General features: G+C 67.1%; 48 protein-coding genes and 1 other RNA gene. 4 read left to right on the forward strand and 45 right to left on the reverse strand.

Translation table 11 applies throughout. From position 1 onward, the window contains the following. The first annotated feature begins 117 nt into the window (after positions 1-117). The 4 genes from ACGFQ9_RS01510 to ACGFQ9_RS01525 all read left to right on the forward strand — a co-directional run bounded on the left by ACGFQ9_RS01510 (position 118) and on the right by ACGFQ9_RS01525 (position 2,215). Positions 118-978: a helix-turn-helix domain-containing protein gene (locus ACGFQ9_RS01510; protein ID WP_393570007.1), complete on the forward strand. Its 861-nt coding sequence runs from the start codon at positions 118-120 to the stop codon at positions 976-978. Continuing rightward, entirely contained in the window at positions 975-1,187 is a 213-nt protein-coding gene (locus ACGFQ9_RS01515; RefSeq protein WP_393570009.1) for a DUF397 domain-containing protein, read from the forward strand. Before ACGFQ9_RS01510 ends, ACGFQ9_RS01515 begins: the two co-directional genes overlap by 4 nt. A gap of 72 nt (positions 1,188-1,259) precedes the next feature. Further along, positions 1,260-1,715, forward strand: coding sequence for a hypothetical protein (locus ACGFQ9_RS01520; RefSeq protein ID WP_393570011.1), 456 nt, complete (start codon positions 1,260-1,262; stop codon positions 1,713-1,715). 17 nt (positions 1,716-1,732) lie between these two features. Then, positions 1,733-2,215, forward strand: coding sequence for a hypothetical protein (locus tag ACGFQ9_RS01525; RefSeq protein ID WP_393570013.1), 483 nt, complete (start codon positions 1,733-1,735; stop codon positions 2,213-2,215). On the opposite strand, the gene ACGFQ9_RS01530 is transcribed toward ACGFQ9_RS01525, so the two are convergent. From ACGFQ9_RS01530 to ACGFQ9_RS01750, 45 genes are all read right to left on the reverse strand, one after another. Beyond that, positions 2,206-2,424 carry a hypothetical protein gene (locus tag ACGFQ9_RS01530; RefSeq protein ID WP_393570015.1) on the reverse strand — a complete coding sequence of 73 codons (219 nt, stop codon included), beginning with the start codon at positions 2,422-2,424 and terminating at the stop codon, positions 2,206-2,208. The genes ACGFQ9_RS01525 and ACGFQ9_RS01530 overlap by 10 nt on opposite strands. Before the next feature lie 113 nt (positions 2,425-2,537). Next, positions 2,538-2,843 (reverse strand): hypothetical protein, encoded by a 306-nt coding sequence (locus ACGFQ9_RS01535; RefSeq protein WP_393570016.1) that lies wholly within the window; start codon positions 2,841-2,843, stop codon positions 2,538-2,540. 78 nt (positions 2,844-2,921) lie between these two features. After that, entirely contained in the window at positions 2,922-3,605 is a 684-nt protein-coding gene (locus ACGFQ9_RS01540) for a DUF2637 domain-containing protein (protein WP_393570018.1), read from the reverse strand. A gap of 68 nt (positions 3,606-3,673) precedes the next feature. Continuing rightward, on the reverse strand, positions 3,674-4,018 hold the full coding sequence (locus ACGFQ9_RS01545; RefSeq protein ID WP_393570020.1) for a hypothetical protein: 345 nt from the start codon (positions 4,016-4,018) through the stop codon (positions 3,674-3,676). Beyond that, complete coding sequence (locus tag ACGFQ9_RS01550; protein ID WP_393570022.1) at positions 4,015-4,464, reverse strand: hypothetical protein; 450 nt, start codon at positions 4,462-4,464, stop codon at positions 4,015-4,017. The genes ACGFQ9_RS01545 and ACGFQ9_RS01550 overlap by 4 nt, the downstream gene beginning before the upstream one ends. Positions 4,465-4,941: 477 nt before the next feature. Beyond that, entirely contained in the window at positions 4,942-5,211 is a 270-nt protein-coding gene (locus tag ACGFQ9_RS01555; RefSeq protein WP_393570024.1) for a hypothetical protein, read from the reverse strand. After that, positions 5,208-5,411, reverse strand: a complete 204-nt coding sequence (locus ACGFQ9_RS01560) for a hypothetical protein (RefSeq protein WP_393570025.1) — start codon at positions 5,409-5,411, stop codon at positions 5,208-5,210. Before ACGFQ9_RS01560 ends, ACGFQ9_RS01555 begins: the two co-directional genes overlap by 4 nt. Continuing rightward, a complete protein-coding gene (locus tag ACGFQ9_RS01565; RefSeq protein WP_393570027.1) occupies positions 5,408-5,611 on the reverse strand; it encodes a hypothetical protein in 204 nt (67 codons plus the stop codon). The genes ACGFQ9_RS01560 and ACGFQ9_RS01565 overlap by 4 nt, the downstream gene beginning before the upstream one ends. Positions 5,612-5,712: 101 nt before the next feature. Further along, a complete protein-coding gene (locus tag ACGFQ9_RS01570) occupies positions 5,713-5,931 on the reverse strand; it encodes a hypothetical protein (RefSeq protein ID WP_393570029.1) in 219 nt (72 codons plus the stop codon). A gap of 9 nt (positions 5,932-5,940) precedes the next feature. Then, positions 5,941-6,006, reverse strand: an RNA gene (locus tag ACGFQ9_RS01575) — hammerhead ribozyme type II. Continuing rightward, the gene (locus tag ACGFQ9_RS01580) at positions 6,005-6,283 is read right to left on the reverse strand and encodes a hypothetical protein (RefSeq protein ID WP_393570031.1); all 279 of its coding nucleotides are present in this window, start codon (positions 6,281-6,283) and stop codon (positions 6,005-6,007) included. The genes ACGFQ9_RS01575 and ACGFQ9_RS01580 overlap by 2 nt, the downstream gene beginning before the upstream one ends. A gap of 76 nt (positions 6,284-6,359) precedes the next feature. Continuing rightward, a complete protein-coding gene (locus ACGFQ9_RS01585) occupies positions 6,360-6,560 on the reverse strand; it encodes a hypothetical protein (protein WP_393570033.1) in 201 nt (66 codons plus the stop codon). A 72-nt stretch (positions 6,561-6,632) separates the two neighbouring features. After that, positions 6,633-6,935 (reverse strand): hypothetical protein, encoded by a 303-nt coding sequence (locus tag ACGFQ9_RS01590; RefSeq protein WP_393570035.1) that lies wholly within the window; start codon positions 6,933-6,935, stop codon positions 6,633-6,635. 62 nt (positions 6,936-6,997) lie between these two features. Further along, positions 6,998-7,132, reverse strand: a complete 135-nt coding sequence (locus ACGFQ9_RS01595; protein WP_393570037.1) for a hypothetical protein — start codon at positions 7,130-7,132, stop codon at positions 6,998-7,000. A gap of 23 nt (positions 7,133-7,155) precedes the next feature. Continuing rightward, on the reverse strand, positions 7,156-7,950 hold the full coding sequence (locus ACGFQ9_RS01600; protein WP_393570039.1) for a hypothetical protein: 795 nt from the start codon (positions 7,948-7,950) through the stop codon (positions 7,156-7,158). 163 nt (positions 7,951-8,113) lie between these two features. After that, positions 8,114-8,335, reverse strand: coding sequence for a hypothetical protein (locus ACGFQ9_RS01605; protein ID WP_393570041.1), 222 nt, complete (start codon positions 8,333-8,335; stop codon positions 8,114-8,116). After that, entirely contained in the window at positions 8,332-8,766 is a 435-nt protein-coding gene (locus ACGFQ9_RS01610; RefSeq protein WP_393570042.1) for a hypothetical protein, read from the reverse strand. The genes ACGFQ9_RS01605 and ACGFQ9_RS01610 overlap by 4 nt, the downstream gene beginning before the upstream one ends. 176 nt (positions 8,767-8,942) lie before the next feature. Next, complete coding sequence (locus ACGFQ9_RS01615; protein ID WP_393570044.1) at positions 8,943-9,350, reverse strand: HNH endonuclease; 408 nt, start codon at positions 9,348-9,350, stop codon at positions 8,943-8,945. Beyond that, positions 9,347-11,272: a DNA polymerase gene (locus ACGFQ9_RS01620; protein ID WP_393570046.1), complete on the reverse strand. Its 1,926-nt coding sequence runs from the start codon at positions 11,270-11,272 to the stop codon at positions 9,347-9,349. The genes ACGFQ9_RS01615 and ACGFQ9_RS01620 overlap by 4 nt, the downstream gene beginning before the upstream one ends. Beyond that, positions 11,269-13,752: a phage/plasmid primase, P4 family gene (locus ACGFQ9_RS01625; protein WP_393570048.1), complete on the reverse strand. Its 2,484-nt coding sequence runs from the start codon at positions 13,750-13,752 to the stop codon at positions 11,269-11,271. Before ACGFQ9_RS01625 ends, ACGFQ9_RS01620 begins: the two co-directional genes overlap by 4 nt. A 77-nt stretch (positions 13,753-13,829) precedes the next feature. Further along, entirely contained in the window at positions 13,830-14,036 is a 207-nt protein-coding gene (locus ACGFQ9_RS01630) for a hypothetical protein (RefSeq protein ID WP_393570050.1), read from the reverse strand. Then, entirely contained in the window at positions 14,033-14,443 is a 411-nt protein-coding gene (locus ACGFQ9_RS01635; RefSeq protein WP_393570052.1) for a hypothetical protein, read from the reverse strand. Before ACGFQ9_RS01635 ends, ACGFQ9_RS01630 begins: the two co-directional genes overlap by 4 nt. Further along, positions 14,436-14,813, reverse strand: a complete 378-nt coding sequence (locus tag ACGFQ9_RS01640) for a hypothetical protein (RefSeq protein WP_393570053.1) — start codon at positions 14,811-14,813, stop codon at positions 14,436-14,438. The genes ACGFQ9_RS01635 and ACGFQ9_RS01640 overlap by 8 nt, the downstream gene beginning before the upstream one ends. Continuing rightward, positions 14,810-15,091: a hypothetical protein gene (locus ACGFQ9_RS01645; protein ID WP_393570055.1), complete on the reverse strand. Its 282-nt coding sequence runs from the start codon at positions 15,089-15,091 to the stop codon at positions 14,810-14,812. The genes ACGFQ9_RS01640 and ACGFQ9_RS01645 overlap by 4 nt, the downstream gene beginning before the upstream one ends. Beyond that, positions 15,091-15,423, reverse strand: coding sequence for a hypothetical protein (locus ACGFQ9_RS01650; RefSeq protein WP_393570057.1), 333 nt, complete (start codon positions 15,421-15,423; stop codon positions 15,091-15,093). The genes ACGFQ9_RS01645 and ACGFQ9_RS01650 overlap by 1 nt, the downstream gene beginning before the upstream one ends. Then, the gene (locus tag ACGFQ9_RS01655; RefSeq protein WP_393570058.1) at positions 15,423-15,614 is read right to left on the reverse strand and encodes a hypothetical protein; all 192 of its coding nucleotides are present in this window, start codon (positions 15,612-15,614) and stop codon (positions 15,423-15,425) included. Before ACGFQ9_RS01655 ends, ACGFQ9_RS01650 begins: the two co-directional genes overlap by 1 nt. Positions 15,615-15,622: 8 nt before the next feature. Next, a complete protein-coding gene (locus ACGFQ9_RS01660) occupies positions 15,623-15,826 on the reverse strand; it encodes a hypothetical protein (RefSeq protein ID WP_393570060.1) in 204 nt (67 codons plus the stop codon). Positions 15,827-15,901: 75 nt separating this feature from the next. Continuing rightward, a complete protein-coding gene (locus ACGFQ9_RS01665) occupies positions 15,902-16,438 on the reverse strand; it encodes a phiSA1p31-related protein (protein WP_393570782.1) in 537 nt (178 codons plus the stop codon). After that, on the reverse strand, positions 16,438-16,710 hold the full coding sequence (locus ACGFQ9_RS01670; RefSeq protein ID WP_393570061.1) for a hypothetical protein: 273 nt from the start codon (positions 16,708-16,710) through the stop codon (positions 16,438-16,440). The genes ACGFQ9_RS01665 and ACGFQ9_RS01670 overlap by 1 nt, the downstream gene beginning before the upstream one ends. Next, complete coding sequence (locus tag ACGFQ9_RS01675; RefSeq protein ID WP_393570063.1) at positions 16,703-17,290, reverse strand: DNA (cytosine-5-)-methyltransferase; 588 nt, start codon at positions 17,288-17,290, stop codon at positions 16,703-16,705. Before ACGFQ9_RS01675 ends, ACGFQ9_RS01670 begins: the two co-directional genes overlap by 8 nt. Next, positions 17,259-17,762 (reverse strand): DNA cytosine methyltransferase, encoded by a 504-nt coding sequence (locus tag ACGFQ9_RS01680; protein ID WP_393570065.1) that lies wholly within the window; start codon positions 17,760-17,762, stop codon positions 17,259-17,261. The genes ACGFQ9_RS01675 and ACGFQ9_RS01680 overlap by 32 nt, the downstream gene beginning before the upstream one ends. 282 nt (positions 17,763-18,044) lie before the next feature. Next, the gene (locus tag ACGFQ9_RS01685) at positions 18,045-18,803 is read right to left on the reverse strand and encodes a hypothetical protein (protein WP_393570067.1); all 759 of its coding nucleotides are present in this window, start codon (positions 18,801-18,803) and stop codon (positions 18,045-18,047) included. 110 nt (positions 18,804-18,913) lie between these two features. After that, positions 18,914-19,453: a hypothetical protein gene (locus ACGFQ9_RS01690; RefSeq protein ID WP_393570069.1), complete on the reverse strand. Its 540-nt coding sequence runs from the start codon at positions 19,451-19,453 to the stop codon at positions 18,914-18,916. Beyond that, on the reverse strand, positions 19,446-19,844 hold the full coding sequence (locus ACGFQ9_RS01695; protein WP_393570071.1) for a hypothetical protein: 399 nt from the start codon (positions 19,842-19,844) through the stop codon (positions 19,446-19,448). The genes ACGFQ9_RS01690 and ACGFQ9_RS01695 overlap by 8 nt, the downstream gene beginning before the upstream one ends. Further along, the gene (locus tag ACGFQ9_RS01700) at positions 19,841-20,332 is read right to left on the reverse strand and encodes a hypothetical protein (protein WP_393570073.1); all 492 of its coding nucleotides are present in this window, start codon (positions 20,330-20,332) and stop codon (positions 19,841-19,843) included. The genes ACGFQ9_RS01695 and ACGFQ9_RS01700 overlap by 4 nt, the downstream gene beginning before the upstream one ends. Then, positions 20,329-20,532 (reverse strand): hypothetical protein, encoded by a 204-nt coding sequence (locus tag ACGFQ9_RS01705; RefSeq protein ID WP_393570075.1) that lies wholly within the window; start codon positions 20,530-20,532, stop codon positions 20,329-20,331. The genes ACGFQ9_RS01700 and ACGFQ9_RS01705 overlap by 4 nt, the downstream gene beginning before the upstream one ends. Positions 20,533-20,536: 4 nt before the next feature. After that, positions 20,537-20,827 (reverse strand): hypothetical protein, encoded by a 291-nt coding sequence (locus ACGFQ9_RS01710; RefSeq protein ID WP_393570076.1) that lies wholly within the window; start codon positions 20,825-20,827, stop codon positions 20,537-20,539. Positions 20,828-20,829: 2 nt separating this feature from the next. Then, positions 20,830-20,988 (reverse strand): hypothetical protein, encoded by a 159-nt coding sequence (locus ACGFQ9_RS01715; RefSeq protein ID WP_393570078.1) that lies wholly within the window; start codon positions 20,986-20,988, stop codon positions 20,830-20,832. Continuing rightward, positions 20,988-21,323, reverse strand: a complete 336-nt coding sequence (locus tag ACGFQ9_RS01720; protein WP_393570080.1) for a hypothetical protein — start codon at positions 21,321-21,323, stop codon at positions 20,988-20,990. The genes ACGFQ9_RS01715 and ACGFQ9_RS01720 overlap by 1 nt, the downstream gene beginning before the upstream one ends. Then, complete coding sequence (locus ACGFQ9_RS01725; protein WP_393570082.1) at positions 21,320-21,559, reverse strand: hypothetical protein; 240 nt, start codon at positions 21,557-21,559, stop codon at positions 21,320-21,322. The genes ACGFQ9_RS01720 and ACGFQ9_RS01725 overlap by 4 nt, the downstream gene beginning before the upstream one ends. Then, positions 21,553-21,732: a hypothetical protein gene (locus ACGFQ9_RS01730; protein WP_393570083.1), complete on the reverse strand. Its 180-nt coding sequence runs from the start codon at positions 21,730-21,732 to the stop codon at positions 21,553-21,555. The genes ACGFQ9_RS01725 and ACGFQ9_RS01730 overlap by 7 nt, the downstream gene beginning before the upstream one ends. A 101-nt stretch (positions 21,733-21,833) precedes the next feature. Beyond that, positions 21,834-21,992, reverse strand: a complete 159-nt coding sequence (locus ACGFQ9_RS01735; RefSeq protein ID WP_393570085.1) for a hypothetical protein — start codon at positions 21,990-21,992, stop codon at positions 21,834-21,836. Then, positions 21,989-22,201, reverse strand: a complete 213-nt coding sequence (locus ACGFQ9_RS01740; protein WP_393570087.1) for a hypothetical protein — start codon at positions 22,199-22,201, stop codon at positions 21,989-21,991. The genes ACGFQ9_RS01735 and ACGFQ9_RS01740 overlap by 4 nt, the downstream gene beginning before the upstream one ends. A 118-nt stretch (positions 22,202-22,319) precedes the next feature. Continuing rightward, positions 22,320-22,694: a hypothetical protein gene (locus tag ACGFQ9_RS01745; RefSeq protein ID WP_393570089.1), complete on the reverse strand. Its 375-nt coding sequence runs from the start codon at positions 22,692-22,694 to the stop codon at positions 22,320-22,322. Next, a complete protein-coding gene (locus ACGFQ9_RS01750; RefSeq protein ID WP_393570091.1) occupies positions 22,691-23,323 on the reverse strand; it encodes an RNA ligase family protein in 633 nt (210 codons plus the stop codon). The genes ACGFQ9_RS01745 and ACGFQ9_RS01750 overlap by 4 nt, the downstream gene beginning before the upstream one ends. Positions 23,324-23,338 lie beyond the last annotated feature (15 nt).

Consider the following 23,338-nt stretch of genomic DNA (forward strand, 5'->3'; position numbering starts at 1 on the left):
CATCAGTTGCAAGCGCCAGGGCAGAATTTACAAAATTGCATATTCGCGGAGCGGGTTGCCTCGTAGGTGTGGAACGATGCAACTCCGGGCAGCCACCGCAGAACGGAGGGAGGGCGCATGAGCGCACCGTCAGTACGGCGACGAAGGTTGGGCGCCGAGTTGCGACGGCTCCGCGAGGGACGCGGAGTGAAGGGGGTCGACGCCGCACGCCACATCGGCGAGGGCTGGGACGGGCCCCGCGTGTCGCGACTAGAAGGCGGGAAGCTGGGCATCAAGCCGGCCGAGTTGGTCTCTCTGCTCGACTTCTACGAGGTCACCGACGCCGCCCGCCGTGACATCCTGCTTGCCCTCGCCCGCGACGGTGCGCGCCGTGGGTGGTGGCAGACGTACCGCGAAGTCATCTCGCCGGCGTACGCGGAACTGATCGCCCTGGAGGCGGACGCGTCGAGTCTGCGCTCCTATCAGACGCTTCTCGTCCCCGGCCTCCTTCAGACCGCCGCCTACGCGCGTGCCTCCATTGCGGCAATCAACATGAACAGCACTGCGGAGGCAGTAAACGCACTCGTCGAGGTGCGCATGGCGCGTCAATCGGTGCTCGCGCGGCCCAACCCCCTGGAGGTGTGGGCAATCATCCACGAGGCAGCGCTTCGGCCGACGTTCGCGTCACCACAGATCATGAACGATCAGCTTCAGCGGCTACTCGATCTCGTCGAGCTCCCCCACGTCTCAATACAGATCATCCCCCTGGACGCCCCGCCGCACCCTGGTATGGCTGGGCCGTACACCGTGCTTGGCATGCCGGAGTCAGCTGATCTAGACGTCGTGCTCGTGGAGCACGTGGCCAGTGCGCTGTACGTTGAGGACCCCGTGGATGTGGCGGTCTACAACGCGGTGTTCGGACACCTCCGTGCCCATGCGTTGCCCCTTGCCACGTCAGCCGACCTCATTGCGAGAATGAAAAAGGAACACAGACCATGACCAACATCCCCAACGCGGCAGCCTTCGGGCTGACGTGGATGAAGAGCTCGTACAGCGACGGCGGACACAACTGCGTCGAGGTTGCCGCCGGCCAGCTGTCTGGCGCCACCCCCGTCCGCGACTCCAAGGCACCCACGGGCCCCGCCCTCGTGTTCGGTGACACGCAGTGGGGCGTCTTCGTCGACGCCGTCAAGGGCGGACAGCTCTAACAACAGCACCCCGGCGCCCGTCCTCGTGACCAGGGGGCGGGCGCCGCTGTGTTCAATCAAGGGAAGGATCCCGTGGACGAGCAACACGTCCCAGACGTCGCCTTAGCGATGGTGTGGGTGTCGGTCGGATGGGACAGGTGGGACGGGTCCAAAGGTCCATGGCCCGACCCTGAGCGCACAGCCAGTTGGTACAGCCTCGGAGGCCGGGCGCTTGCACGCAGGGACGACGTGACCGCCCTGATGTGGCTCACGAGGTCCGTGCGTAACCGGCATCCTGGCGCATGCTTCCGCTTAGCACTCGTCAAGCTTCGAGCTGACGACGACCAGACAGCTCACCAGTGGCTCATCAGAGCTAAGGCATTCGGGCACGGAGACGCCCTGCGGATCCTCACAGAGGCGCGTGCGTGCCTCGTGGACGGAACCTTTGGGTCGGCCGCGGAAGAGCGGCTACTCGATGCGTTGGGCGACGTGCCGGAGGACCCTGCCTTCGCCGCCGAGGTGGCGCTGTTGTTCGCCCGAACCCTATGACCCCGGAGGGACCCTCCATGCTGGACCTACTGCCGTTCGAGCGCGCGGAACGCATGCTCGATGCCCTGGCCGTCGACGTCGTCACGGCACCCGGTGCGTCAGACCGTCTCCATCACCTCGTCACACACGGCCCTACTGACCCGGAGGCCGTGCGGGTATTCGCGTGCGTGCTGTATCTCGGCAGGGAGGACGAGGGCGCCACGTGGTGGTGGCAGTTAGCGGCCGGCGCTGACGACAATGAGTCCGCGTATTGCCTCCGGCTTGACCATATGCGGCGCGGAGAGTTCAACGACGCGGCCCTCTGGGAGGAGTGGCTCTGCGACCACTTCGTCCCGCGCTCCGTAGCGGCTCCGTCCGTGGAGCGCGCTTACATGACGCGCAAAGGGCTCAGGTTCGCCGTGATGCTGCTGCCCAGGGTGAACGGTGATCCTGAGTTCGGACGGCTCCCCTGCCCTACGCCACGGCTCGCCGACATCGTGGCGTCCCTGCGTCAGCTCTGAGCCGGCCACACCTCCGGCCCTCCCCCGCGCCACTCAATGAGATCCGTCAGCGGAATGTCGTCCTCGTCGAGCGGGATCTCAGCGCGCCGGAAGAACTCCGCCACGTCCCCGACCCCATAGGCCACTCCTAGCCCTGCCCCGTCCGCGGTAACCCGGCGCCCGCCCTCGTTGTCGGGCCGGTGGACGACGATGACGGGGAAATGGGCCATACGACGAGGCTGCATGAGCGGCACAGTCGGCGCGCGGCGTGTGCGCCAGGCGGGTGAACGCAAAGAACCCCCTGCCTCGTGTGAGACAGGGGGTTCCGTGGAATCGTTGCGGGTCAGTCTTCGCCGTCCCTAGCATGCTCAAACAGCGCTGCAAGATCCCGCACTCCCCGAACGCCCAGGGGGTAGTCAATGCCGGCTTCTCGGAGGGCCTTATTGATCTCGTCGAGCTCATGCCGGAGTCGCGCCACCTCCGACGTACCTGACTCTGCTTTGTCGGCCTCGCGGGTCAGCGCGTTTGCCAAGAGTCGAGCATCCTCCGGTGCCAGCAACAGCGAACCTTGCGCGGTCAGCACGACGTCACCGGAGCGGCGAGTTACCGTGGCTTCCTGGCCCTGTTTGTCCTTGAAGATCTCAGGCATACCTTCTCTTCTGCTTCCTCGATCGGCTGTTACACAGCCTCGCACAGCGCACTGACAGGTTGTCGTGCACGCCGCTGGTCACACCCCGGTTGAGACGAGGCCCTTACCCCAGAGCTCGTGGCACTCCGCCAGGTCGACGAGCGGGCGCCCCGGCTCGCCATGCTTCGTCAGTCGGCCGCTCCAGGCAGCGCCGCGGACGGTCGAGTCGTTCACGCCGACCCGCTTCGCAGCCTCAGCGTAGGTCACCAGAATGGGCGCCTGAGGGACGTTCACGAGTTCCTCGACCTCGTCCTCCACGGGCTCCGCCGGAGGCTCCACATCGGCCATCTGCGGCCCCTCGTCGACTGTCTCGACGACGTCCTTCCGCCGGGTGTGGAACAGCAGCGCTCCCCCGCACAGCGCGATGGCCGGCCACCCGGCAACGAGGAGTCGCACCTCCGCCGGAGGGTCCGACAGGTCGAGCAGTCCAGCCGTGGCGACGTTGGCCCCGACGGACGCCGCCAGGGCGACGGCGAACCAAAACCATGCGCCCGCACGGCCCGACTCCCCCGCCCTCGTCCGGCGCCACGCGGCCATCATGAGCAGATCGACGCTGATCGGGTACGCCCATGCCTTCCACCCCGTCTGGCCCGCGGCCGACGCCACGTCGTGGATGTGCGCGAAGGAGAGGGCGGCGGCAATGACCGCTTGCAGGAGTACGGGGTCGAGCTGCGCCCGGAGGCGGGCGAGGCGGTATCTCATGTGCTCCTCGTTCGTGTGCATGGTGCGTGTGTGTTGGCCGTACATGGCGAAGCCCCCGCCACCGTCATTGGCAGGGGCTCCGCTTGGGGTTAGCGCCAGGACCGTTCCCCGACGGCCGCCCAGGCTTCGTCGAGCGTCGGACGTCCACACTCGTCGAGCCGGGTTCCTGCCGCGTCGTGGGTTGCGTCCGGGCAGTGATTGAACAGTCGACCGGAGATCTTCTGAGCGGTGGCAGCATCGCACTCCTGGCAGAGGTGCGACGGAGCGCGGCGCCCCAGGGGCTTCGTCGTCAGCACCGCAGGGCGGGTGCAGTAGACGAGGCCGGTGACGTTGTATCCCTTGAGTATGTGGTGCCCGTCGTTGAACACCACGCGGTCCGGATCCTCGTAGGTGATCTGCGCGTTCTCGCAGAGAGTTCCGCGGGACGTCCTCATGCCAGCCCCTTGGAGACGAGCGCCGCCCAGACGGCCGCCCCGACCGTGCCCGCCTTGTTGTCCTCGGAGGCGATCCGGGACGGGCCGAACCACTCGCCGTTGCGGTAGCCGTGGTAGGTCGTGTGGTCGGCGGTGCACGTCATGCCGTGCTCGTTCTTCGGGTGCTTCCGCTTGATGTGCGGCCACACGGCGAACAGACGGCCCTGGACCTCCAGGACGACGTACCCGAGCGGGGTGCGCTCCAGCTCCTCCGGCGCGTCCACCAGGACGAGGCGGACGTCACGACCGTCGCGGTACTCGATGGCGTAGTCGGTGCGGCTGATGCTGGACATCTCGCGGACCGCCTTCCGCGTCTTGCCCATCATGGCCGCGTTGATCTCGTCGAGGCCGGCTTTGCGGTCGACGGTGGTGACGGTGCCGTTCTCGGTGCGCTCGTATACCTTCATCGCTTACCTCCGTGTGTCCCTTGCGTGGCTCCACTCTCGCATAGTTGTGGATGCATCCACAACATCTATCGCGAAGGAATCTCACGCACCAACCCGAATCAAGGCCAGCAACGCCCCCGACGGGAGCGTCACGACGACGCTCTTCGGCACCCGCGTGCACTCCCAACCCCGTTCGCCGGCCTGGCGGACGAAGCGGAGGTACGTCTCGCGGGTCACATGGCTGTAGGCGCCGCACTCCGTCGTCACCCGGTACGTCATCGGCCGGTCCGGAACTCTCGGATGACGATAATCTGAGCGCCCTCGTCGAAGTCGACCAATCCCCCGCCGCGGACTGGCACACGCACCACCCCGCTCGGGCTGACGCGGGGTTGACCGGCCACCAGCCACTCACGGGCGTGAAGGTGGAATGCGTCTCCGGGGCGTACGTCTGCGACGTCCACGCGCACCGTTCGCCAGTTCCTTCCCATCGTCGCCCCCTCAGACCAGGACTACGAGGGCGGCGGTGATGAGCACGGCGAGCGCCAGGAGCAACGCGGCGTGGACGCCGGGTGCGTCGGGGTACTGGATCCGCGAGCGCTGTACGGAGGACGCCCAGACGGCGCGGCTGTCGCCCGTGCTGACGTGGAACGGCTCCAGATAGTCCGACTGCATGTCGACGGCCGTCAGTCGGCCGCGCGTACCGACGTCCCGACCACACGGGGTGGACGTGATACGGACCCGGTCGCCGACGCGGAGAGGGCTGGTCATGATGCCTCCTGGGTTTCAGGCCAACGGTGCTCGTCGGCGCATTCGATGTGCGCGAACAGGACGCGCCCCCTGAGCCGGCCGACGACGCACATAGAGCCGTCTCCGTCCCCCGGGCAGTACGCGCAGTCGAAGCCGTCCCACTGTGCGGGCGTCAGCTCGTCGACGGGCGGGAGATCGTAGGGGGAGATGTGGAGGGTCACACCGCCTCCAACTCGTGGGGCTCGTACGACGCCGGCAGTTGGTCGGGGTCGTCGTCCAGGAGTACGCCATAGCTGGCGAACTGCCCGCGCGCGTGCTTGATGGTGCCGAAACTGCCTGCGGGAATGCTCGTCCCGCCCTCCCACATCGACGGCGCGTCGACGGTGGTCCGGACGCGTTGGCCGACAGTGAACTTCTCCATGGGTCCTCCACGGTGACGGGTTGCTTCGAGTGCCCCGCCGCGGGTTCGAACCGCGCGCCCGCCGGGGAGGTGGAGGGCGAAGCCGCTGCGGGGCGGGTTGGTCAGACGTAGTGCAGGAACCGGGGGCGAGCGCCGACGATGTTCAGACCCGAAAAGGCGTAGTGTCCGTGCGATCGGTTGTAGGCCACTACGCGCCGGAACGCGGCTATCGCGGCAGCCTTCGCGGACTCCCACCCGGCTGCCTCCACCCGAATCGGGTAGGTACGGGTACCGTTCTCGTCCCCGTAGTGGACGGTTACCGCGTACACCTTGCGCTCCATGTCTCCTCCTTCGGCCTGCCTCATCAGGGGCGGGGCGGCCAGTCCCCGCGCTACGCCCCGGAGGGCGTTTCGGCTAGTCGGTGATGCGTTCCATCTGTGTGCCGCCCCCGACCGTCCCCCGACCGCGCCGGGTGGCGACGAGGTGGTCCGCCTGTATGCGGGTCGAGTAGCGACCGGGGCCGAAGGTGACCGTCACGCCGATGGACTCGTACGAGCCGAACGGGCCGTCACACCGGGTCGGGCGCGACGCTATGAACATCTCGTTCGTCCGGCCGTCGCGGGTGACCTTGACGCGGTCGCCGATCTTCAGGGACTCGATGAAGCTGATCGCCTGCACCATTTCGGGGGTCATGATCTCTCTTCTCGGTTGTGGTGTTGGGCGGCGGCCCGGTCCCCCGCCACCGTCATTGGCAGGGGACCGGGGTTCATTAGGCGTACGTCAGCACTTCGACGAGGCCCTCCGCGTCGATCCGCCACTCTTCAACGTCGACGAAGTCCCCGACGCTGATCACGTGATCGCAGTGCTCGTTCGCGCAGTGCAGGAGCGTCGTCGGACGGAGTTGGGCGTAGTTCCCTTCCCCACAGGTCCCACATACCGGCTTGATCCAGTGGTACTCAATGCTGTCCATTTCCAGGCTCCTCAACTCCGTGTGTCCCTTACGGAAGACAGCATGACACAGTTGTGGATGCATCCACAACCCCTACCGCTCCCCCGCAAGGAACGCGGCCATCGCGACCACGTCCGCGCCCGTGTGGGCGGTGCCGGCGAGGAGTTCCTTCGCGCGGGTGACGAGGGACTCGCGGTCGGCGGTCGAGGGCGCCGGCACGGCTTCGATGTCCTCCGCGTAGACCCAAACGCCGTACTCGTCGTCATCCCACTTGACGTGGTAGGGCATCACCGGATCCCCACTGTCGACGTCGTCCACGGTGCCCATCCGACTGTGGTCGGCCACCCGTCGCACTCGGGCGCCCTCAGCGAGCAGTACCGGGGAAGTCTCAGGCATGTTCTCTCCTCTGCGTTGTGGTCGGGATTCTGCGGAGCTCCGTGTATACGTACACGGAGCTCTCAGAGCTCGTCGGTGCTGACGCTCGATTCGTGCAGCTCGTCGACGAGGAGTCGCACATCCTCGCCCCACAGGGCCGCCTCGTCGGGGCGCACGCCCTGGACGTCGTAGGCGTCGAGGGAAGGGAGTCGGGACATCATCGGGTCCTTTCGTGTTGTTCTTACGCAACGAGAGCGTCGACAGCGGCCTCACGGCGCGCGATGCGGAGTTCGTAATCGGCCGCGACCCTGCGGCACCCTTCGAAGCCGTTCGAGCGAAGTTTGCGCACTGCAGCGGGGGTGATGCCGCCGATGGTGTCGCCGATCTCTGCGTCCTCCATGGCGGTCATGCCGATCCCGAACGTCGCGCGGAGAACGAATGCCTGACGGGGAGCAATCTTGGTGAGCAGCCACCGGACGGTGTTCCGTCGGTCGGCCTCGCCTTCGACGTCGACAGGGTCCGGGATGACGTCACCAAGCGTGACATCCCCGTCGGATCCAGGCACGGCGGATTCGAGGGACTCGACGTTCTGAAGCGCGGCTATCGCCGACATGAACCGCTCGCGCGACATCTGCCGTCGGCCCTGGCGAGGGGCGGAGATCGAAAGCCACGCAAGCTCGACATTCCCCTTCGCGTCGTAGAGCGCCCTGCGCACGACGTACACGGTGCTCGCGTCGACGCTGTGCTTCGTCGTCATGCTGAGCCACGTCTCCCACACGCCGCGCCGGACGGCCGCAAAGGCGAACGTCCCCAGGGTGGCGCTCGCGTCCACGTCGTAGTTGTGGACGTGCCCGATCAGGACGGCGCGCGCCTCCTGGAGCAGATCCTCCGACTCGTCCGCATTGGCTTCCGGTGCAACCGACTTGACGATGCCACGGAGAACCTGCTCGCAGGCACTGATCACGTCCCACATGGCTGCCGAGTCGCCGGCCTGAGCGCGCCGGATCATCTCTCCCGTAACCGCGGGCGTTGTCATGGCGTTACCTCCGTGTGTTGTTGGTGTACCTGGGTTATGGGTGGGTGATCTTGAGTTGTGACGGTCAAGTTTTATGGCGTGCGTCACAGCGAGATGGGTGTGAAGCGGGACAAAAATGCCCCCGCACGGGTCGTACGGGGGCGGCTGATGGCGGGGAGGGGCGTCAGGGGACGACGTCCCGGCGGGGTATGACGAGGGATTCGGCAATCGCCACATCCGCGATTGCCAGCGGGCAGAATTCCCAGCCGGGAAGACAGAGCATCAGCTCTGCTTCGGCCCACTGAACCGTGTCGTCGCAGACGAGGCGGGCGCCGTAGAGGCCGGCGCTCTCCGCCAGATCCCCCCGTTCGTCTGGCGTCTGCTGTGGCCCGGTGATCAAGATCATTCGACCCCCCATGGGACGGGTGCGGATGCGGATTCGGCATCCTCCCCTTCCCACCGGGAGAGTGCGCGGTCCATCGATGCAGTGACGCCGCGCACGTATGCGATTGCGTTCGGGAGGTACGCGGCGCCGATCTTGAGTTCTGTCAGAAGCGCTAGACGGGCGTCGTCAAGCGCCAGATCTTCAGTTGGCCGGGGCAGTCCGCCCGTTGCGCGGCGTCCGGTCCCGTCGTCCCCCGCCCCCGGGTGCCGTCCACGAGCGGTAATAGCGTCGTCGTACACCGCGCACATCTGCCGCAACTCGTCGACCGCTTGTGAGAGCTGATCGACCAATTGGGACAGGCGTTGTCCGGTGTTGTGGTCGAGACCGTACGTGACGCTGCGCGGTTGGGCAATTGCCGTGCGGCCGGATTCCGTCGCTACGTCTGCGCGCATTTGTACCCTTTCATCCTGCGGTCAAGAGCGAAACGCCCGCGTTCAGTTGTGGATTGCTCCCCATCCGACCTGCGGAAATGACGGCCCAACATGGGCCAAGGTTCAACCGTTTCCGTTATCAAACTGTGACTTTATGAAGGCTGTGTGAACGGGGCGGAAGTCGGCTTCCGATTGCGCTACGCGTCCGGAGCCGCACCGTCCGCACACACCATGCCTGCTAGGACGGTGGACCACTCCTCTGGCGAGGCGTCAGCCTTGGCCCGGTTGCACTCCCGACAGGCCGGTGCGAGGTTGGACCATTCGTGAACACCGCCCTTTGCAAGCGGATGAATGTGATCCACCTCCAGTACAACCATTGGGCCGGCTGAGGCGTCGCAGTATGCGCAGGACCACAAGTCGAGCTCTTCCCAGAGGGTCAGAACCTCTCTCCGGGTCGGGCCAAATGCCTGGTCAGCGGGCCGAAGCGGGGGCGTCGTGCGGATAGGTCGGTACACCGAACGGGTCGTCAAGGGACGCCTTTCGGTCAGACGTGTCGGCCTGACGGTCACTCTGCGTGCTGCCCCCGTAGGGTCTTGACGTGTCATTTCCGAGCCATTTCCGCAGCCTCTGCCGCCGGCCGGTGGGCTGCGTACCACGCGTCATGTTCGATCATCGTCTCGGCTTTCTTCATGTAGAGGCTCCCCCAGCTGTAGCCCCCGACCTCCGGGTCGGTGTCGAGCGGGACGCCGAAGAAATCCATCCGCATGGCGGCGCCTACTTCCCGCGCCACGTCCTCCGCGGTGTCCTCCGGCGCAGACCCAAGGCACTCGTCATGGATCGGAAGGAGCAGGTACTCCGTCAGCCCACGCGCGTCCATGTCGAGCAGGGCCTGACACAACACGTCGCGCGCGGTCGACTGCACCATGTAGTTCGTCGCGGCGTACACCCGGTCGCGGTCGAGCGGGAGGCGCCGACCGACGGGCGTGCGGACGACGTAGCCGTCCCGGCGGGCCATCGACTGGAGCCGCGAAGAGAACCGCTTGATCCCGCGGTATGTCCGGTCGTACGCCGCAATGGCCTTTTGCACATCCGGGAGCGGCGCGCCGGTCTGCCGGCTGAGCGTCGTTGCCCCGCCGCCGTACACCTTGCCGAACCCGACGCCCTTGCAGAGCTTGCGGTGAAAGCTCGTGTAGTCCGGCCCGTAGATCAGTTCCGCTGTGAAGCCGTGGAGGTCTCTTCCTTCTGCGATGGCCCGCTTCATCACGCCCTCGTCCGCCAGGGCGGCCAGGACCCGCATTTCCACCGCCGAGTAGTCGACGGAGAAGATCCGGTGTCCCGGGTCCGGGAGCAGCGCACGCCGGATCGTCCAGTCGCCGGACGGGAGCTGTTGAAGGGGCGGCCCGCTGATGGACATGCGCGCCGTTCGAGCCTGAATGGAATTGATCTTCGGGTGGATCCGCCCCGCCTCGTCGACGCCGTCCCGCATGGCGACGCCGTAGGACGTCATCCACTTACCGGCGCGCTTCGATCGGAGCACCGCGTCAGCAAGCGGGTTCGGCGTCCGGGTCCCGCGCGGCTGCCAGTTCTGGTCAAGATCGGCCAAGTCGAGCAATATCGACTTGTCCACCTTCAGCGCCCCGCTGTCAGTGGTCTCCGTTAGCGTCTCACCCATGCCGACGAGAGCCGCGGACACCTGTTTCGGAGCGTTCACCGACTTCACGCCATACTTCCGCGCAAGTGCCGCGTGATGGGCTGCCTCCGCCTCCAGGCGGCCGACGAGGCTCCGCACGTACTTGCGGTCGACGAGCATCCCGCGACGCTCCATGCGGGCGCACACGAGCATCACGCGGTGCTCGAAGTCGACGAGGCGGTATGGAATTCCAGCCGACTTCAAGCGGGCTTCGAGCACGGGTCGAAGGCGAGAGACGAGGATGGCATCAAGGCCGGCGTACTGGAGGTAGGTCGGGTGGTTGATGTCGATCTTCCGCCACCCCGTCGCCTTCGTTTCTCCGATGGAGCGGAAGACGGCGGTCAGATCCTCTTGAGTGTCGGGCGCGGCAGGGTCCACGTCCTTTGCGCAGAGCTCTTTCAAGCGCAGCCCGTATCCGCCCTCGTGTCGGGGTCGCGGATCGAACAGGTGAGCGAGTATCTTCGTATCCATGACCTTGGGGCCCGCTGTTGCGAGCGGGACATCAAGGTGCTTGTCCACTACGAGCAGATCGAAAGTGGCGTTATGGGCGGTAAGGCGAGGAAGCGTCAACAGCGCTTCGCGGGCTGCGGCCCACAGCTCCGGACGCCCCTCCACCTGAAGTACCCATGCGTCCCGCGCGTCGCCGAACTGGACCGTGCGGAGGCCATAGGTCGGGCTGTAGACGTCGAGGCCAGTCGTCTCCGTGTCGAAGCCCACGACGTCGCCCGTGGACGTCTTACGGGACACCCACGCTCTGAACTCGTCGAGGTCCGCAGTCGTCTCCGGAACGCGGGTCATGGTCTCGTCGCTGGCTATGCGGTACGGGAAGTACTTCACGCCGCCCCCTCTCGTGGCTGTCCGAAGATGTCGTGCGGTGCGTCGGCGGGCTCGTCCGGCACTGCCTCCGCGGCACGCCGTGCGGCCTCCATCTCGGCGTCCGTCGCGAGGCGGATTCCGTCGAATCCCCACCGGCCGGCGCTCTTGCGCTTCGTGTACGAGCGGCTTTCCAACTCCACGCCGAGTGCCCAGCCGCTGAGTACCTCTTTACGGCTGAGTCCGGCATCCTCCGCCCACTCCGCGTAGGCCCGGCGGACTGCCATCGGGGCAACGCGGGCGCCGTCCTCGTGGACGAGGCGAGCCGCGATGAACTCCGCGAGCCTGTCCTCGCTCTCGCGGTAGTCCTGCGTCGCGCCGGCCACGGAAGCGGGTTCCTGGAGCCCGTGCTCGTACCACTCCTGAGCGCCGCGGACGGCCCACGCGAGGATGCCCTCTGCCTCCGCGCGGAGCTTCGCCGGAAGCGTCTTGTCCGCCTTGGCGCCGCGGAACGTCGCCTCGAACGGGATCAACTTCACCCGGCGCCAGACGCCGAGATCCTGCGAGAGGATCGCCGGCTTGTAGTTGCCAGCGACCATGAGAAGGAAGCTGGGGATGTAGGTGAACGGGTTCCCGTACAGCTCCCGGGCCGTCACCGGATCACCGCCCGTCAGCTGCTTGACGAGGGCCTCCGCGAGACGGCTGTACTTCTCCGTCTCGCTTGCCGTCACCAGCCGCGCCCCGCGCAGGGACGCCAGTTCCGGCGACGCCTGCCCAACGGCCGTGCGCTGCTCAAAGGTCGAAAACTCCGTGCTCCTCGTGATCCCGGCAAACACGTACAGGATCGCGTCGAGCAGGACGGACTTTCCGTTCGAGCCCTGCCCGTGCATGAAGACGAAACACTGTTCCGACACGGACCCGCTGATCCCGTACCCGACGAGCCGCCGCATGAACGCCGGCATCTCCGGGTGGTTCGGGAACACCTCGGAGAGGAACTGCTCCCATCGTGGCGCCTCCGCCTCCGGTCGATACGCCACATCGAGGCGCCGCGTGATCATGTCCTCCGGCCTGTGCGGATGCAGCTCCCCCGTCCGGAGGTTCACAGTCCCGTTGGCGACAGAGAGCAGTTCCTCCCGCGCGTCGAAGTCGGCGGCGCGGGTGGGCACTCCGGGCACGGACGGCAGTTCCTTGATCACTGCATCGATGCTGCGGTTCGTCAGCGCCTTCAGCGCCAGGCGCCGAGAGGCGTCGTCGCCGGAGGCAATCAGCTCAGCGCCCATCAGGTGCAGCGCCCGACGAACCTCCGCGTCGCCCGGTGCCCACACCGTCCCGTCCCAGACCAGATAACCGAGCCCGGAGGCGTACCTCACTCCCCCGCCGTTCCGCGCCATGAAGTCACGGAGGCGGACGGCAACTCCGACATCCGTCGCATCGAAGAGCTCGCGTGCGGACGCGGGCATCGTGGCGAGCGCGTCCTCCGTGGCCGGTACGTCCGGGCTCGTCGACGGGGACGGGGCCGGAGTCAGGTCGACGACAGGCGCCGCGCGCACGGCGGCGTGAAGCTCTGCGGGGAAGGTCTCCGGCGCCCGCTCCCGCCAGTCGGTCAGGTCTTCCTCCGGCACGGGGAAGGGAAGTCGGCGAACCGTCTGTCCGTCAGCCGTCAGCGCCGTCACGAGAGCCCGCGTCCCACGCTCGCCGGCGTTGTCCGGGTCGAAGGCAATGACGATGTCACGGCCGCGGAGCCCTTCGACGAGCTCGGCGAGCAACTGGGCGTTGTTCGCCATGGCGGCGCCGCGGATGATGAGCGCGTCGTAGCCGACACCGACCGACGTCAGACCGTCGCCGGGGCCCTCGGTAATCAGGATGGTGTCGTACCCGGTGCCGGCCGACAGGACGCCGTACTTCGCCCACACTTTGCCCGGGACGTTGGTCAGGCTCATCCACCGTGCCGGGCACTGGCCCGCCAGGTCCCGCCCTTGGAGCCCGCGGATGATGCCGTCGAAGCCGACGAGCGGGACCGTCAGCCGGGGAAATCGGGTGAACCCGCGGGAGAGCCACGGCCGATCCCCCATTCCCGGTGCCGAGTACCCGAGAAGCAGTTCCTCACACTGTTCTTCGGACAACCCAAACCGTCGGGCTACGTACTCCTTCGGGCTGTACGGGTTGCGATCGTCTGCCGCCATGAGCTCGAACGCCGTCTCGTCGACGAACACGCGCAGCCCGGCAATCTCCGCCACGCCCACAGCCTCCGGCACCTTCGTGCTGACCGTCCGGGCGCCGGCCGTGTCGACGTCGAAGAGCGCAGACATGGGCAGGCGGAGGGCACTCAGGATGTCGGGCTTCGCGCAACCCGCCCGGCAGACGACGAGTAGCTGACCGTCGTCCTTCAGCGTCAGTTTGAGCGACGGGGTCCGCCGGTCCCGGTGGGCGGGGCAGAACGCCAGGTGCCCGTCATGGTCCTCCGTCACGCCGTCGAGCCGAGACAGGATGTCGGTCAGTCGCAAGGTCTCTCCCCTCTTGAGTTGGCAAGCCGAAGGGGCGCCCCGGAGGACGCCCCTTGCAGCGGTGTTCGGTTGTGGTGCTAGTCGTCCTCGTCGCACTCGCCGTACGTCACCGACGTGACGGACGCGCTGTATCCGGTGAAGTTCCACGAGTGCTTGTCGCCGCGCAGCATGAGGTGGGACACCCAACCGCGGGCGTCTTCAGGCGTCATGTCATCGCCCTCCCACATGTCACCGTCTTCCTTGACTTCGAGGGTGGCGGAGAACTCGATGACGGCCTTCCTCACGCTGCCACCTCCCGGTGCCCCTCGTCGATGTCGAACCATCGGTCGAAGGACGCGTCCTTCAACGCAGCTTCCATGTCCCGGAGCCGGTTCATCAGCCGCACATCCGTCGCCAGATCCCGCACGACGTACGCGTCCGCGGCACCCTTCATCCGCCGCTTGACGACCGCGCAGCCGAAGGGTTCGCCGGCGTGGACCGCCTCGCGGTTCGCCTGCACGATGTAGTCGGCGAGGGTGATCGTCTTCTCGGCCTTGGCCTCCACGGCGTGGAGGTAGTAGCCGGCGATATCGCCGATGTCCTTCGCGCCCATCTGCACGTTGCGACGGGCCTCCGGGTTGTGGTGCTCGCGGAAGTAGGAAACGAGTGCCGACTCCCACGCGGTCCCCTTGGCCTTCGAGGCGTTACCCACGGGCGTCCTCCGGCCGTCGGACCCACACCCTGTAGGTCCAGTACTCGTCACCGGGGTCCACGAGTTCCGCCTCTTCGACTTCCCGGGTCTCACCGAGGTACCGCAGGATGTCCCCCGACGGAAGAGTCTCACTGATGTGCGCCGGCACCGTGCCGTCTGCCTTCCGCAGCACGACGACGTTGTACCCAAGCTGCCCGCTCCGCGGGTGCTCCGCTTCCTGCTGGCCGTGCTGCGCCGACAGGTCAACCCGCATCGACAGGTTGCCGGTGCGTCCGCGGAATGCGGTGCCGACCTTGACTCGGCCGTGCGTGGTCGAGGCAGAGAGGATGTAGTCACCGTCTTCGATCTCAATGCCGAATGAGTCCCTCACGCCACGTCCTCCCACGTTGTCGTTGCCTTCTGCACTCGCCCGCTCACCACGTGGTCGTACAGCCGCCCCTCGTAGCTGTCCCAGGTCTCGCGCGTGAGCTGCCCGCGGGCGGCGCCGATGGTGTTGTACGGACCGTAGGAGGCTTGGTAGGTCTCTTCCGTGAGGACGTACATCTTTGTCCCCGTGCCCGGAGTCCAGTCGGGATTCCGGACTCGCTTGCGCTCGACGACCACCACACGGAACACATCCTGGTCGTCGCCGACCATGCGTCGGGACATCAGACGGCCTCCCACTTCCCTGCGTCGCTCCGGCGGCTGGACGTTTCCCAAGCGAGCGACGAGCGCTCTACGTCGACGGACACAACCTTTGCTCCCTCAGACCCCCATCGGGGACGGGCCCGCTCTGACGCGTCCCGACTCGCCTGCTGTCGGGCAGCCCCCTCGTTCGTGTACGGCCCGCGAACGTCGTACTGGACTTCGTCCCACTCGTCGAGGTCGTGCGGCACGTCCGGGTTGTCGCGCCAGTGATACGCGGGGTTGGGCTTGCGGTTCCGGTACCCGACAACGGAGCGCCATACCTCCGCGTCGTTCAGTCTCACGTCGACAGCCATCAGAGCAACGTCTCCCCTCGGTTCATCACGTGCACGAAAGCCCCGCGCTTCAGCGCCACGCCGGCCGCTTCCCAGTAGCGGGGCCAGTCCCGGCGCGACGTCGCAGCCGCGCGGATGTAGATGCAGTCCGCCGGGCCCGCGTCCCGGATGTCGCCGAGCGCGGGAGCGTCGGCGTCGTCGATGACGAACATGGCGCCGCTCACTGGCTCTCGTCCCAGTAGGCGGCCAGCAGCATCGTCGACTTCGCGACGTCCATCCGGGTGGCAACAACGTTCGTCGCTGTCACGCCCTCCAGATGCGCGACCGCCTGACGTGCCTGCGCCGTACCTCCGGCCAGCACGTACCCGCTGACGAACTCTCCCGGACCGGGGCTGTCAATCCGGCTCACCTCGTAGAGCGCCATCTCTCCTCCTTCGTTCGGTGCCTTCAACGCCTCAGCCCCCGGGCCACGTGGGCGCCGGGGGCGAGGGTGGTGCGGCTATGTCTTGTGGAGGGGGCCGTACACGCTCACGGCGTACGACAGGGAGTCGCTGTACGGGGTAATCGCGCCTGACCCGTGCGCGCCCAAGACGCTGCCGTCGGGCTGCCGCTCAAACCGCCAGACGTCGCCGTCCCGGTCCCGGTACCGAGCCGTCAGGTCGTAGGTCACGCCTTCGTGCTCGCACATGGCCCCACGGGAGACGAGAGTCAGGATCGGCGACGTACCCGCGGACGGGAACACCTTGTCGTCCCTGTCTCGGAGTGCGTACCACGGTCCGTGGTGTCCGGCGTACGGACCCGCTTCGACGATGAACGCATCTCCGTCCCGCCCGACCCGCACACGGTCGCCCTTGGCGAAGACGACAGAGGCCGGCTCCAGCTCCGACACCTTGACGGCAAGTGCCCGTCCCTCGTCGGGGCCGCCCGTCATCAGGACCACGCACACCGTCCCACGGAGTCCCGCCGATTCGTACGGGCCCTGATCTACCGTTCCCGGAGCGTCTCGGAACCGCACCTCGTCGCCGACCTTGTACATCACTTCCCCGCCTCCGTCTCCCCAATGACGACTACGTGCTCAGCGCTGACGTGCTGCGGCGTCAGCGTCTTGCGTGCGATGAACCCGCTCTCGCGGCCGGTCGGGTCCACCAGGAGCACCGGGAGGATCCGGCCCGTCGACCGGTCGCTCTTGGTCTCCCGTACGATGGCCTCCGTCATCCGCACCCGGTTCCCCTGGCGGGTCGGGTACGCGATCAGGACGCCGGGGCGGATCTCCGCGCCAGTGAAGTCGGTCAGTCGGGCCTTACCCATTGCTCTCCTCCGTGTGCGTTTCCTGTTCCATGAGCCAGCGGAAGGCGTGAAGCGCCTGATGCGGCACCACTCCGTTGCCGATACGGCCAAGCTGCTCCTTGTGCGTGAGCCCCGGGACGTCGGTGACCCATCCGGGCTCCAGGCCCATCAGCCATTCAGCGAACCGCGGGGCCAACTTCAGCCCGCCGCGCGGGCCGCGGACGATGGGGACCGGGGCGGCCGTCCCGCGAATGCACTCCCACCGGTAGACCGCTCGGGCAAACTCGCCCCACCACTCGGCCGGCGAGTGCGGGCCGTCGTCGGGAAGATCGTCATCCGGGTCGACGTTCAGGAGGAAACAGACCTCGTCTTCCAGTGTCGGCCCGTGTCCGCCTGCCTTCCGCTTGTCCGGGTGCTGTGCCGAGCCGTTGTTCGCCAGGTTCGCCGTCGGCGTCTTGAACAGCTTCTCGGCTTTGTCCCTGGGGAACAGGCGGCAGACGGCCGTTACGAGGTCGTCCCCGCCGCTCCCCTCGCGGTCCCGCTTGGCGTAGTCCGGCCCACGGTAGGCGTCAGAGACCGTTGGCGTCGGCAGGTGAGGCAACGCAGAACCAGCGGTCCCGATGATGCGGAGCCCCGATGTCGGAAGCTCGAAGAGTCGTCCACCGCGCGTCATACCCGATGTCGTGAAGCGATGTGAGCACTGCTGCTTGTCCCCGATTTCGGAGTGCTCCCACGTTCTCCAGGAAGACGTATCCCGGTCGAAGTACCCGTATGGCTTCAGCGATGTCGAACCAGATTCCGGAGCGCTCACCCTTGATCCCCTCCCGCTTCCCGGCGTTGCTGATGTCCTGGCACGGGAACCCGGCCGTGATGATGTCGATCCCCTCGTTCAGCAACCCGCCCCACGACTGGTATCGGACGTCACCGATGTTCGGGGCGTCGGGGAAGCGGTGCGCCATGACGCGGCACGCTGCCCCGTGGACTTCGGCGACGACGGTGACTTTGTCGCCGGTCAGTGCTTCCACCGCGATTCCCAGTCCGCCGTATCCGGCGCAGAGTTCGAGGATGGGCATCAGCCGTCACCTCGGTCACAGCATCGACCGACCGTCATCCCGAGCCGGGTGTAGTAGGCAATGGGCCCTTCCGCGCGGCAGAAGACGCAGCACCCGTTGACGTCCTCCGTCAGCCGCGTCCGCGTCCAGCCGGGGATCGGACCCACGACCAGCGTTGAGCAGGGTGCGCACTGGCAGTCAGCCTCACACTCCATGCCGTCTCTCCTCTGTGTGCGTAGAATCGTGGATACACCCGCCCCTCCCGACCGTCATTCGGGAGAGGCGGGCGCAGTTCGTGTGCCGTCAGGCGGCGTCGGCGAGCGGGGCCGGAGCCGCCGCCACAGCGCCGAGAACCTTGATGACCGGCTTGTTGTACGAGATCAGCTGACCGGCCCGCGGACCCTTCTGCGGCGTGTAGCTGACGTTCTCGATGGTCAGCGTTGCGCGCACGGCGCGGCCCGGCTCGTCGCCATCGGTGCTGTTGCCGTAGTCGTCCAGCGCCTTGAAGAGCGGCGCCAGAGCCTCCACGAGCTTCCACGAGCCGCTGTTGAAGCGGAAGATGCCGAGGTCGGGCTCCGCCTCCAGGCGGAACGTCACGTCGACGCTCGGCTTCGGCCCGCGCTGCTTCTGCGCGTGAAGCTTACGCTCGGCAATCAGAGTCGGGCAGCCGCACGGCCGGCCCTTGTCCTCGTCCGGTGACAGGTAGTTGAAACCGTCGCAGTGGTGCGTGAGTCCGACGCCCTGAACGAACATTTTGAACGAGGCGTCAACGCCGTCCGGCTCGATGACGATCGGAACGGACGGGGCGTTTGTGAGGACTTCGAGGTTGTCTTCCTTGTCCGTCTCCCACTCCTCCGGCTCACCGCCGAGCATGGCCGCGACGCGCTCGGCGACCGTGGGGTCTCCGGTCGTCACGCGCCACTCGTTCAGCGCCTCCGGCATCTTGTTGACGAGGCGGCCGGAACGGAATCGGCCGACGATGTCATCCGCGTACGCCTGACGTTCCTTCGGAGCGGCGTCGGGGTCGGCGTCCCAGATCCGGGCGAGGTTGTTCGTACCCAAGTCGTGTACCTCCGTGTGAAGTTTGCGTATCGGCGAGCGGTTCGTGTCTCGCTCACACCCTTGTTATGGGTGGGTGATCTTGGTTTGTGACGAACGACTTTCGAGATCTTTTAGCCAGCGTCGAGGACCCACACGGACGAGCCGTCCTCGTCCTCGCCGGCACAGCGGAGCCGGGATCCGTGTATACGTACACGGAGCTCCGCAGGGCCCCCGCCCCGGTCACGCTGGATCCGCGGGACGAACGGCCGACGCTCCCGCTGCGCAGCTTCTAGCTCATGAAGCGAGGCGTAGATGGGGCGGAGGTGAGATTCCAGCAGATCCCGCGGCGTCTCCGCGCACATGGTCTTGCCACGTACCGCCCGCACTTCGTCGGCGAATGCCTGAAGCCGGCGCAGTTCCGCGGACAGGGTGGCGATCTCGTTCGCGCGCATGTCCCACGCCTCCGCGCCGTAGGTGTAGGCGTCTGCCGCGCGTCCGCGGGCGGAGAGCCAGGCGAGGCGGAAGCGATCACGGCTCGCAATCATTGCGTTCAGCCGATGGCCGTTGAAGTGCGCCCACTCCTTGTAATACTCCGTGTCGAGACGCTGCTCCTTCAGCTCCGCCTTCAGGCGCGCTACCTCATCCCCCGCGTTGCGGATGCGTTCAGACATGCTTCTCCACCCCAAGAACGATCCTCATGGGCACCGCCGCCCCCATCTGTCGAGCCACGGCCCGCGACAGGGCGTCGTAGTACGGGACGAGTGCCGCCTCCAGGGCATCGGCCGACGAGGGGGCCGACGCGATCAACGCTCGTAGCTGAAGCGCCCGAATGTACCGGGACTTGGCGCGCAGCTTCTCCCGCGCCTGCTCCAGATCCCATGCCTGGCGGGCCACCTGTCGGTTCGCCCACGCCTCGCCGGACGACCAACTCTCGCAGCGCTCGCACCGCGCTGCGCGGCCGTGCCACGGCGTCTTGCGGAACTCGTCCCGCGGGCGGTGGCGGTGGCAGCCGGCGCAGAAAAGCGCCGTCCGGTCGGCAGGGTTGTAGTGGAGGCCCGTCACTTGATCAGCCTCCAGAGGTCCCCCGGCGTCACGTCCCCCGGGATCCGGTCGTCGTCGAACAAGTCGACTCGGGCCCGCCGGTACACCTCGTCGACGAGCTGTGAGCAGATCATGTGTCCTGTCGACGCCACGTAGTCCCGGAGCCAGCGGGGGCGGAGGCCAAGGTGGGCCAGGCCGATGGAGGCGTAGTCCAGGAAGCTGTACGGAGTTCCAACAAGGTTCGTCGCTTCCTCCGCCACCGTCACTCGCTGCGCAGCCGTCAGGGGTATCCGCCCTGTCGACCACGCCACGACGGGAGAGGCGTCCTCCATCGGGATCATCTCGGCGCCGCCGGGCATGGCTTGCACGACGTAACCGCCTCCGATGTAGACGAGCGCGTGATGTACGGGGGCACCGTCGCCTATGAACCACTGGCCGGCACCGACGAAGGCACCGGCCAGGCCACGGATGCGGGTGAGGGCGAAATCGCCCGGGAGTGGGGCGGTCACTGGCAACCCCCGAACACGAGCCGCAAGGTCGCGGACAGCCACTGTGCCGTCAGATGCTCCGCCACAGACGGGGACCACCCTCGTCGCTCCAGATCCGCGCGCATCCCGTCGGCCGCGTCAAACACGGGCTGAAGGCCGTTCACGGACGCCATGATGGCAAGGGCAACGGTGTGCCCGACGTCGTTCTCTTCGGTGTGCATGGGGCTACCTCCGGGGGTCGTGGTCACCGATGTACGCGCGGGCTGCCAGTTCGCTGGCCCGGTCCGCCAAGCGCGTGGTGAAGCCTTCGGCCGCAGCACGGCAGCACTTCACCACCGCCTCCGTCCCGCTCTCGTAGTTGCCAGGGAAGGTGATCGAGTAGGCCATCAGCTCCGAGCCGACGATCCGGCGTCGGCGCCGAACCTCCACCGTGATGCCCGACCGCGTGAACGGACGGACTCGATAGAAATGCCCCTCTGGCAGCTCCGGGGCGCCGGCGGCTACGAGGTCGGACATGCTCACGGCCGCTCCCCCAGATCCGCCCAGAGGTCGAGTGCAGGCTCCCAATCGTCCGGCTCACCGAAGTTCTTGACGAGCTGAAGCGCCCGCCGGACGAGCTCAAGTTCCGCGAGGGAGAGCTCGATGCCGACGTTGCCGGTGCTGACTACCTTGGCCATCAGTCCCCCACCTCCGGGTCAATCAGATCCGCCACAACGTCCCCGCCCTTGATCGCCCACCAGATGCTCCCGTACCGCTCGCGGTGAGCGGCACGGCGAATGTGCTCGCGCTGCCGCTCCGCCAGTTCGTGTGCGTGCTCGTCGAGCAGCCGGCGCAGGTCCCCCATGCGGAGCCCCGTCCACGGCGCTTCGGGGTAGATCCCGGTCGTCGCCGTGATGACAACCCGCTCGTCCGGGGAGTCGTCGTAGATCGCGAGGACGTGCGCCAGGGACTCCAGGGCGGACGTCGGCGGGTTGGGATGTGCTGCGAGGGTCCCGCGCTGCATAGGGTTCACTGGTTTTCCTCCATCAGCCGGTTCACTACGCCCATTCCGTCGACGCATCCGGCATCCCGCAGGGCACGCCAAACGTCGGAAAGGACATGTGCACGCAGGCGCTGCACGTCCCCCACAACCACGGCCACCCGGTCCCGTGTCACTGCCTTGACGATGCGTTCGTGTCGCTCGTCGCAGTACGCGCACTCTCCCGGCGACTGGTGAGCGACCGTGAGGGCTCGTGCGTCGTTCACCACGAGATCAGCCCCTCCGCCTCGTCGAGCAGCGCGCGGTAGTCGTCGGCCGACATGACGACCGTCGCCACGGTTCGGCCGGCCGCGTCGCGGACGTGAAGGTCGTACTCGATCCCGCGCGGGGTGATAGTGACGGTGGACCCGTCGGCGGTGTGGATGGTGCTCGACTTGAACATCTCTCCTCCTAGCTGTGGCTGCACGCACTCAGCCCCCGGTGCCGAAGCAGCCGGGGGCGAGGTGGTGCATGTGTGGTTTGCGCTATCGGCGGGCAGGCGCCTCAGGGACGTCGATCCGAAATCCAGTGCGTTGGCTTCCGCGTCCAGTCGTTCAGGTCGAGCGCGGGCGTCGATGCGTCGGTGTCGTCGAGGAAGAACCCGTCACTCGCGGCAGCCTGGATAGCCGCTTCGATCGCGAGGGCATGCTCTTCGAGGGTCATGCCTCGTCCTCCTTCAGGCGGTTCAGGAACGCCGCCGCCAGGTCAGCGGTCTCCGACGTCGTGTAACGGGCCACGCCCCACGCCTGCCCGGCACCGTTCCGGCGAAGGATGTGGAACGCGCCATGCTCCTCCCGCACGATGTATCGCGCTCGGTCGCAGCGCGCGACCCGCTCAGCCTCCAGGGCGGCGGTGTACTCCTCGTCGGTCATCGGCTCTCCTATCAGTGCGGAGTCGGGCACTCCCAACGCATGCATCCGTGCGTCCAGCAGTAGTCAGGACTGCGTTCGTTGGCCAGCGGACGCCAGGTCCAGCGGATGAGGTGGACAGTCACGCTGGCGACTCCTCGTCGGTCAGCTCGTGCGGAATCAGGAAGGCGTCGGCGCCGCCTCCGGGGCGGAACATGGCGCCGAGGTTGAAACGAGCGATCGTCGCGTAGATCCGCCGAGACGTGTCGTCTCTCCGGTCCCGCGCAAACGTCATGAGGACCCGCGTCAGCGCCTCGTAGGCGTAGACACGCTCCCGCTCTTCCGCCAGGCGCTTGGCGTTCCGGTCGCGGGCGGAAGCGGCGGTCACTGCCTCGTCGACGGCTTCGCGGCCAATCGCGGCATACAGCCGCTCGGCGTAGCCGTCGACCCTGTCAGCGGTGACGCCGGACCTCTCGACCCAGCACTTCAGCTCTACCAAGCCCTTCGGGTCCTTCACGCTGCCTCCCACTTGCCGGCGTCGTTGTGGTCGAGGGTGACCTTGAAGACGCTCCGGGTCTGCGTGTGGTAGATGCACACGCCCTCCGGGTCCATGAAGCCGGAAGCTGCGAACGAGCCGCCCCGCTTCAGCTCCGCCAGGACGTCAATGACGCGCGCATCGCTGAACGTCCCCGCGTCAAGCACCGGAACTACGGTGACCACGTCGCAAAGGTCCGACTGTTCCGCGCGGGAGTACATCGACGTACCCGACTCGCTGACCTCGTTCCACCGGGCCGTGTTGAACAGGCTGAACCGCCGCCCGTCGATCCCGTACCCGCGCTGAATCCCCTTCCCCCACCACTCGCCGAAGTGCGTACCGGGGCCAAGGATGTGCTCCAGGTCGGCCGTGTTGTCGTGGACCCACCGGGCAAAGCCGAAGTTGTCGTCATCCGGCGTGATGAGCCGGCGGCGGGACTGGGCAGCGACGCGGCCGTCTTCGGCGACGTGGATCGCGGAGTTCGTGCCGTCGATCTTCTCCGTGATCACAACGTCGCGGAAGAGCCTCGCCGTCTTCGGCCAGGGCGCGAACTCGAAGCCGTCGAGGAGCGCCGCGCGGGCGCGCTGCTCTGCTTTCTCCTGCAAGCTCATGGTCTCTCCTCCATG

The sequence above is a fragment of the Streptomyces sp. NPDC048603 genome (genome assembly GCF_043199475.1).
Classification (GTDB): Bacteria; Actinomycetota; Actinomycetes; order Streptomycetales; family Streptomycetaceae; genus Streptomyces.

Excerpts from the sequence above, each read along its gene's own strand:
- ACGFQ9_RS01510 (WP_393570007.1), top strand. The coding sequence starts at position 118 with ATGAGCGCACCGTCAGTACGGCGACGAAGGTTGGGCGCCGAGTTGCGA.
- ACGFQ9_RS01515 (WP_393570009.1), top strand. The coding sequence starts at position 975 with ATGACCAACATCCCCAACGCGGCAGCCTTCGGGCTGACGTGGATGAAG.
- ACGFQ9_RS01525 (WP_393570013.1), top strand. The coding sequence starts at position 1,733 with ATGCTGGACCTACTGCCGTTCGAGCGCGCGGAACGCATGCTCGATGCC.
- ACGFQ9_RS01530 (WP_393570015.1), bottom strand. The coding sequence starts at position 2,424 with ATGGCCCATTTCCCCGTCATCGTCGTCCACCGGCCCGACAACGAGGGC.
- ACGFQ9_RS01535 (WP_393570016.1), bottom strand. The coding sequence starts at position 2,843 with ATGCCTGAGATCTTCAAGGACAAACAGGGCCAGGAAGCCACGGTAACT.
- ACGFQ9_RS01540 (WP_393570018.1), bottom strand. The coding sequence starts at position 3,605 with ATGCACACGAACGAGGAGCACATGAGATACCGCCTCGCCCGCCTCCGG.
- ACGFQ9_RS01545 (WP_393570020.1), bottom strand. The coding sequence starts at position 4,018 with ATGAGGACGTCCCGCGGAACTCTCTGCGAGAACGCGCAGATCACCTAC.
- ACGFQ9_RS01550 (WP_393570022.1), bottom strand. The coding sequence starts at position 4,464 with ATGAAGGTATACGAGCGCACCGAGAACGGCACCGTCACCACCGTCGAC.
- ACGFQ9_RS01555 (WP_393570024.1), bottom strand. The coding sequence starts at position 5,211 with ATGACCAGCCCTCTCCGCGTCGGCGACCGGGTCCGTATCACGTCCACC.
- ACGFQ9_RS01565 (WP_393570027.1), bottom strand. The coding sequence starts at position 5,611 with ATGGAGAAGTTCACTGTCGGCCAACGCGTCCGGACCACCGTCGACGCG.
- ACGFQ9_RS01570 (WP_393570029.1), bottom strand. The coding sequence starts at position 5,931 with ATGGAGCGCAAGGTGTACGCGGTAACCGTCCACTACGGGGACGAGAAC.
- ACGFQ9_RS01580 (WP_393570031.1), bottom strand. The coding sequence starts at position 6,283 with ATGACCCCCGAAATGGTGCAGGCGATCAGCTTCATCGAGTCCCTGAAG.
- ACGFQ9_RS01585 (WP_393570033.1), bottom strand. The coding sequence starts at position 6,560 with ATGGACAGCATTGAGTACCACTGGATCAAGCCGGTATGTGGGACCTGT.
- ACGFQ9_RS01590 (WP_393570035.1), bottom strand. The coding sequence starts at position 6,935 with ATGCCTGAGACTTCCCCGGTACTGCTCGCTGAGGGCGCCCGAGTGCGA.
- ACGFQ9_RS01595 (WP_393570037.1), bottom strand. The coding sequence starts at position 7,132 with ATGTCCCGACTCCCTTCCCTCGACGCCTACGACGTCCAGGGCGTGCGC.
- ACGFQ9_RS01600 (WP_393570039.1), bottom strand. The coding sequence starts at position 7,950 with ATGACAACGCCCGCGGTTACGGGAGAGATGATCCGGCGCGCTCAGGCC.
- ACGFQ9_RS01605 (WP_393570041.1), bottom strand. The coding sequence starts at position 8,335 with ATGATCTTGATCACCGGGCCACAGCAGACGCCAGACGAACGGGGGGAT.
- ACGFQ9_RS01610 (WP_393570042.1), bottom strand. The coding sequence starts at position 8,766 with ATGCGCGCAGACGTAGCGACGGAATCCGGCCGCACGGCAATTGCCCAA.
- ACGFQ9_RS01615 (WP_393570044.1), bottom strand. The coding sequence starts at position 9,350 with ATGACACGTCAAGACCCTACGGGGGCAGCACGCAGAGTGACCGTCAGG.
- ACGFQ9_RS01645 (WP_393570055.1), bottom strand. The coding sequence starts at position 15,091 with ATGTCCCGACGCATGGTCGGCGACGACCAGGATGTGTTCCGTGTGGTG.
- ACGFQ9_RS01650 (WP_393570057.1), bottom strand. The coding sequence starts at position 15,423 with ATGGCTGTCGACGTGAGACTGAACGACGCGGAGGTATGGCGCTCCGTT.
- ACGFQ9_RS01655 (WP_393570058.1), bottom strand. The coding sequence starts at position 15,614 with ATGTTCGTCATCGACGACGCCGACGCTCCCGCGCTCGGCGACATCCGG.
- ACGFQ9_RS01660 (WP_393570060.1), bottom strand. The coding sequence starts at position 15,826 with ATGGCGCTCTACGAGGTGAGCCGGATTGACAGCCCCGGTCCGGGAGAG.
- ACGFQ9_RS01665 (WP_393570782.1), bottom strand. The coding sequence starts at position 16,438 with ATGTACAAGGTCGGCGACGAGGTGCGGTTCCGAGACGCTCCGGGAACG.
- ACGFQ9_RS01670 (WP_393570061.1), bottom strand. The coding sequence starts at position 16,710 with ATGGGTAAGGCCCGACTGACCGACTTCACTGGCGCGGAGATCCGCCCC.
- ACGFQ9_RS01680 (WP_393570065.1), bottom strand. The coding sequence starts at position 17,762 with ATGCCCATCCTCGAACTCTGCGCCGGATACGGCGGACTGGGAATCGCG.
- ACGFQ9_RS01690 (WP_393570069.1), bottom strand. The coding sequence starts at position 19,453 with ATGTCTGAACGCATCCGCAACGCGGGGGATGAGGTAGCGCGCCTGAAG.
- ACGFQ9_RS01705 (WP_393570075.1), bottom strand. The coding sequence starts at position 20,532 with ATGCACACCGAAGAGAACGACGTCGGGCACACCGTTGCCCTTGCCATC.
- ACGFQ9_RS01710 (WP_393570076.1), bottom strand. The coding sequence starts at position 20,827 with ATGTCCGACCTCGTAGCCGCCGGCGCCCCGGAGCTGCCAGAGGGGCAT.
- ACGFQ9_RS01715 (WP_393570078.1), bottom strand. The coding sequence starts at position 20,988 with ATGGCCAAGGTAGTCAGCACCGGCAACGTCGGCATCGAGCTCTCCCTC.
- ACGFQ9_RS01730 (WP_393570083.1), bottom strand. The coding sequence starts at position 21,732 with ATGTTCAAGTCGAGCACCATCCACACCGCCGACGGGTCCACCGTCACT.
- ACGFQ9_RS01735 (WP_393570085.1), bottom strand. The coding sequence starts at position 21,992 with ATGACCCTCGAAGAGCATGCCCTCGCGATCGAAGCGGCTATCCAGGCT.
- ACGFQ9_RS01740 (WP_393570087.1), bottom strand. The coding sequence starts at position 22,201 with ATGACCGACGAGGAGTACACCGCCGCCCTGGAGGCTGAGCGGGTCGCG.
- ACGFQ9_RS01750 (WP_393570091.1), bottom strand. The coding sequence starts at position 23,323 with ATGAGCTTGCAGGAGAAAGCAGAGCAGCGCGCCCGCGCGGCGCTCCTC.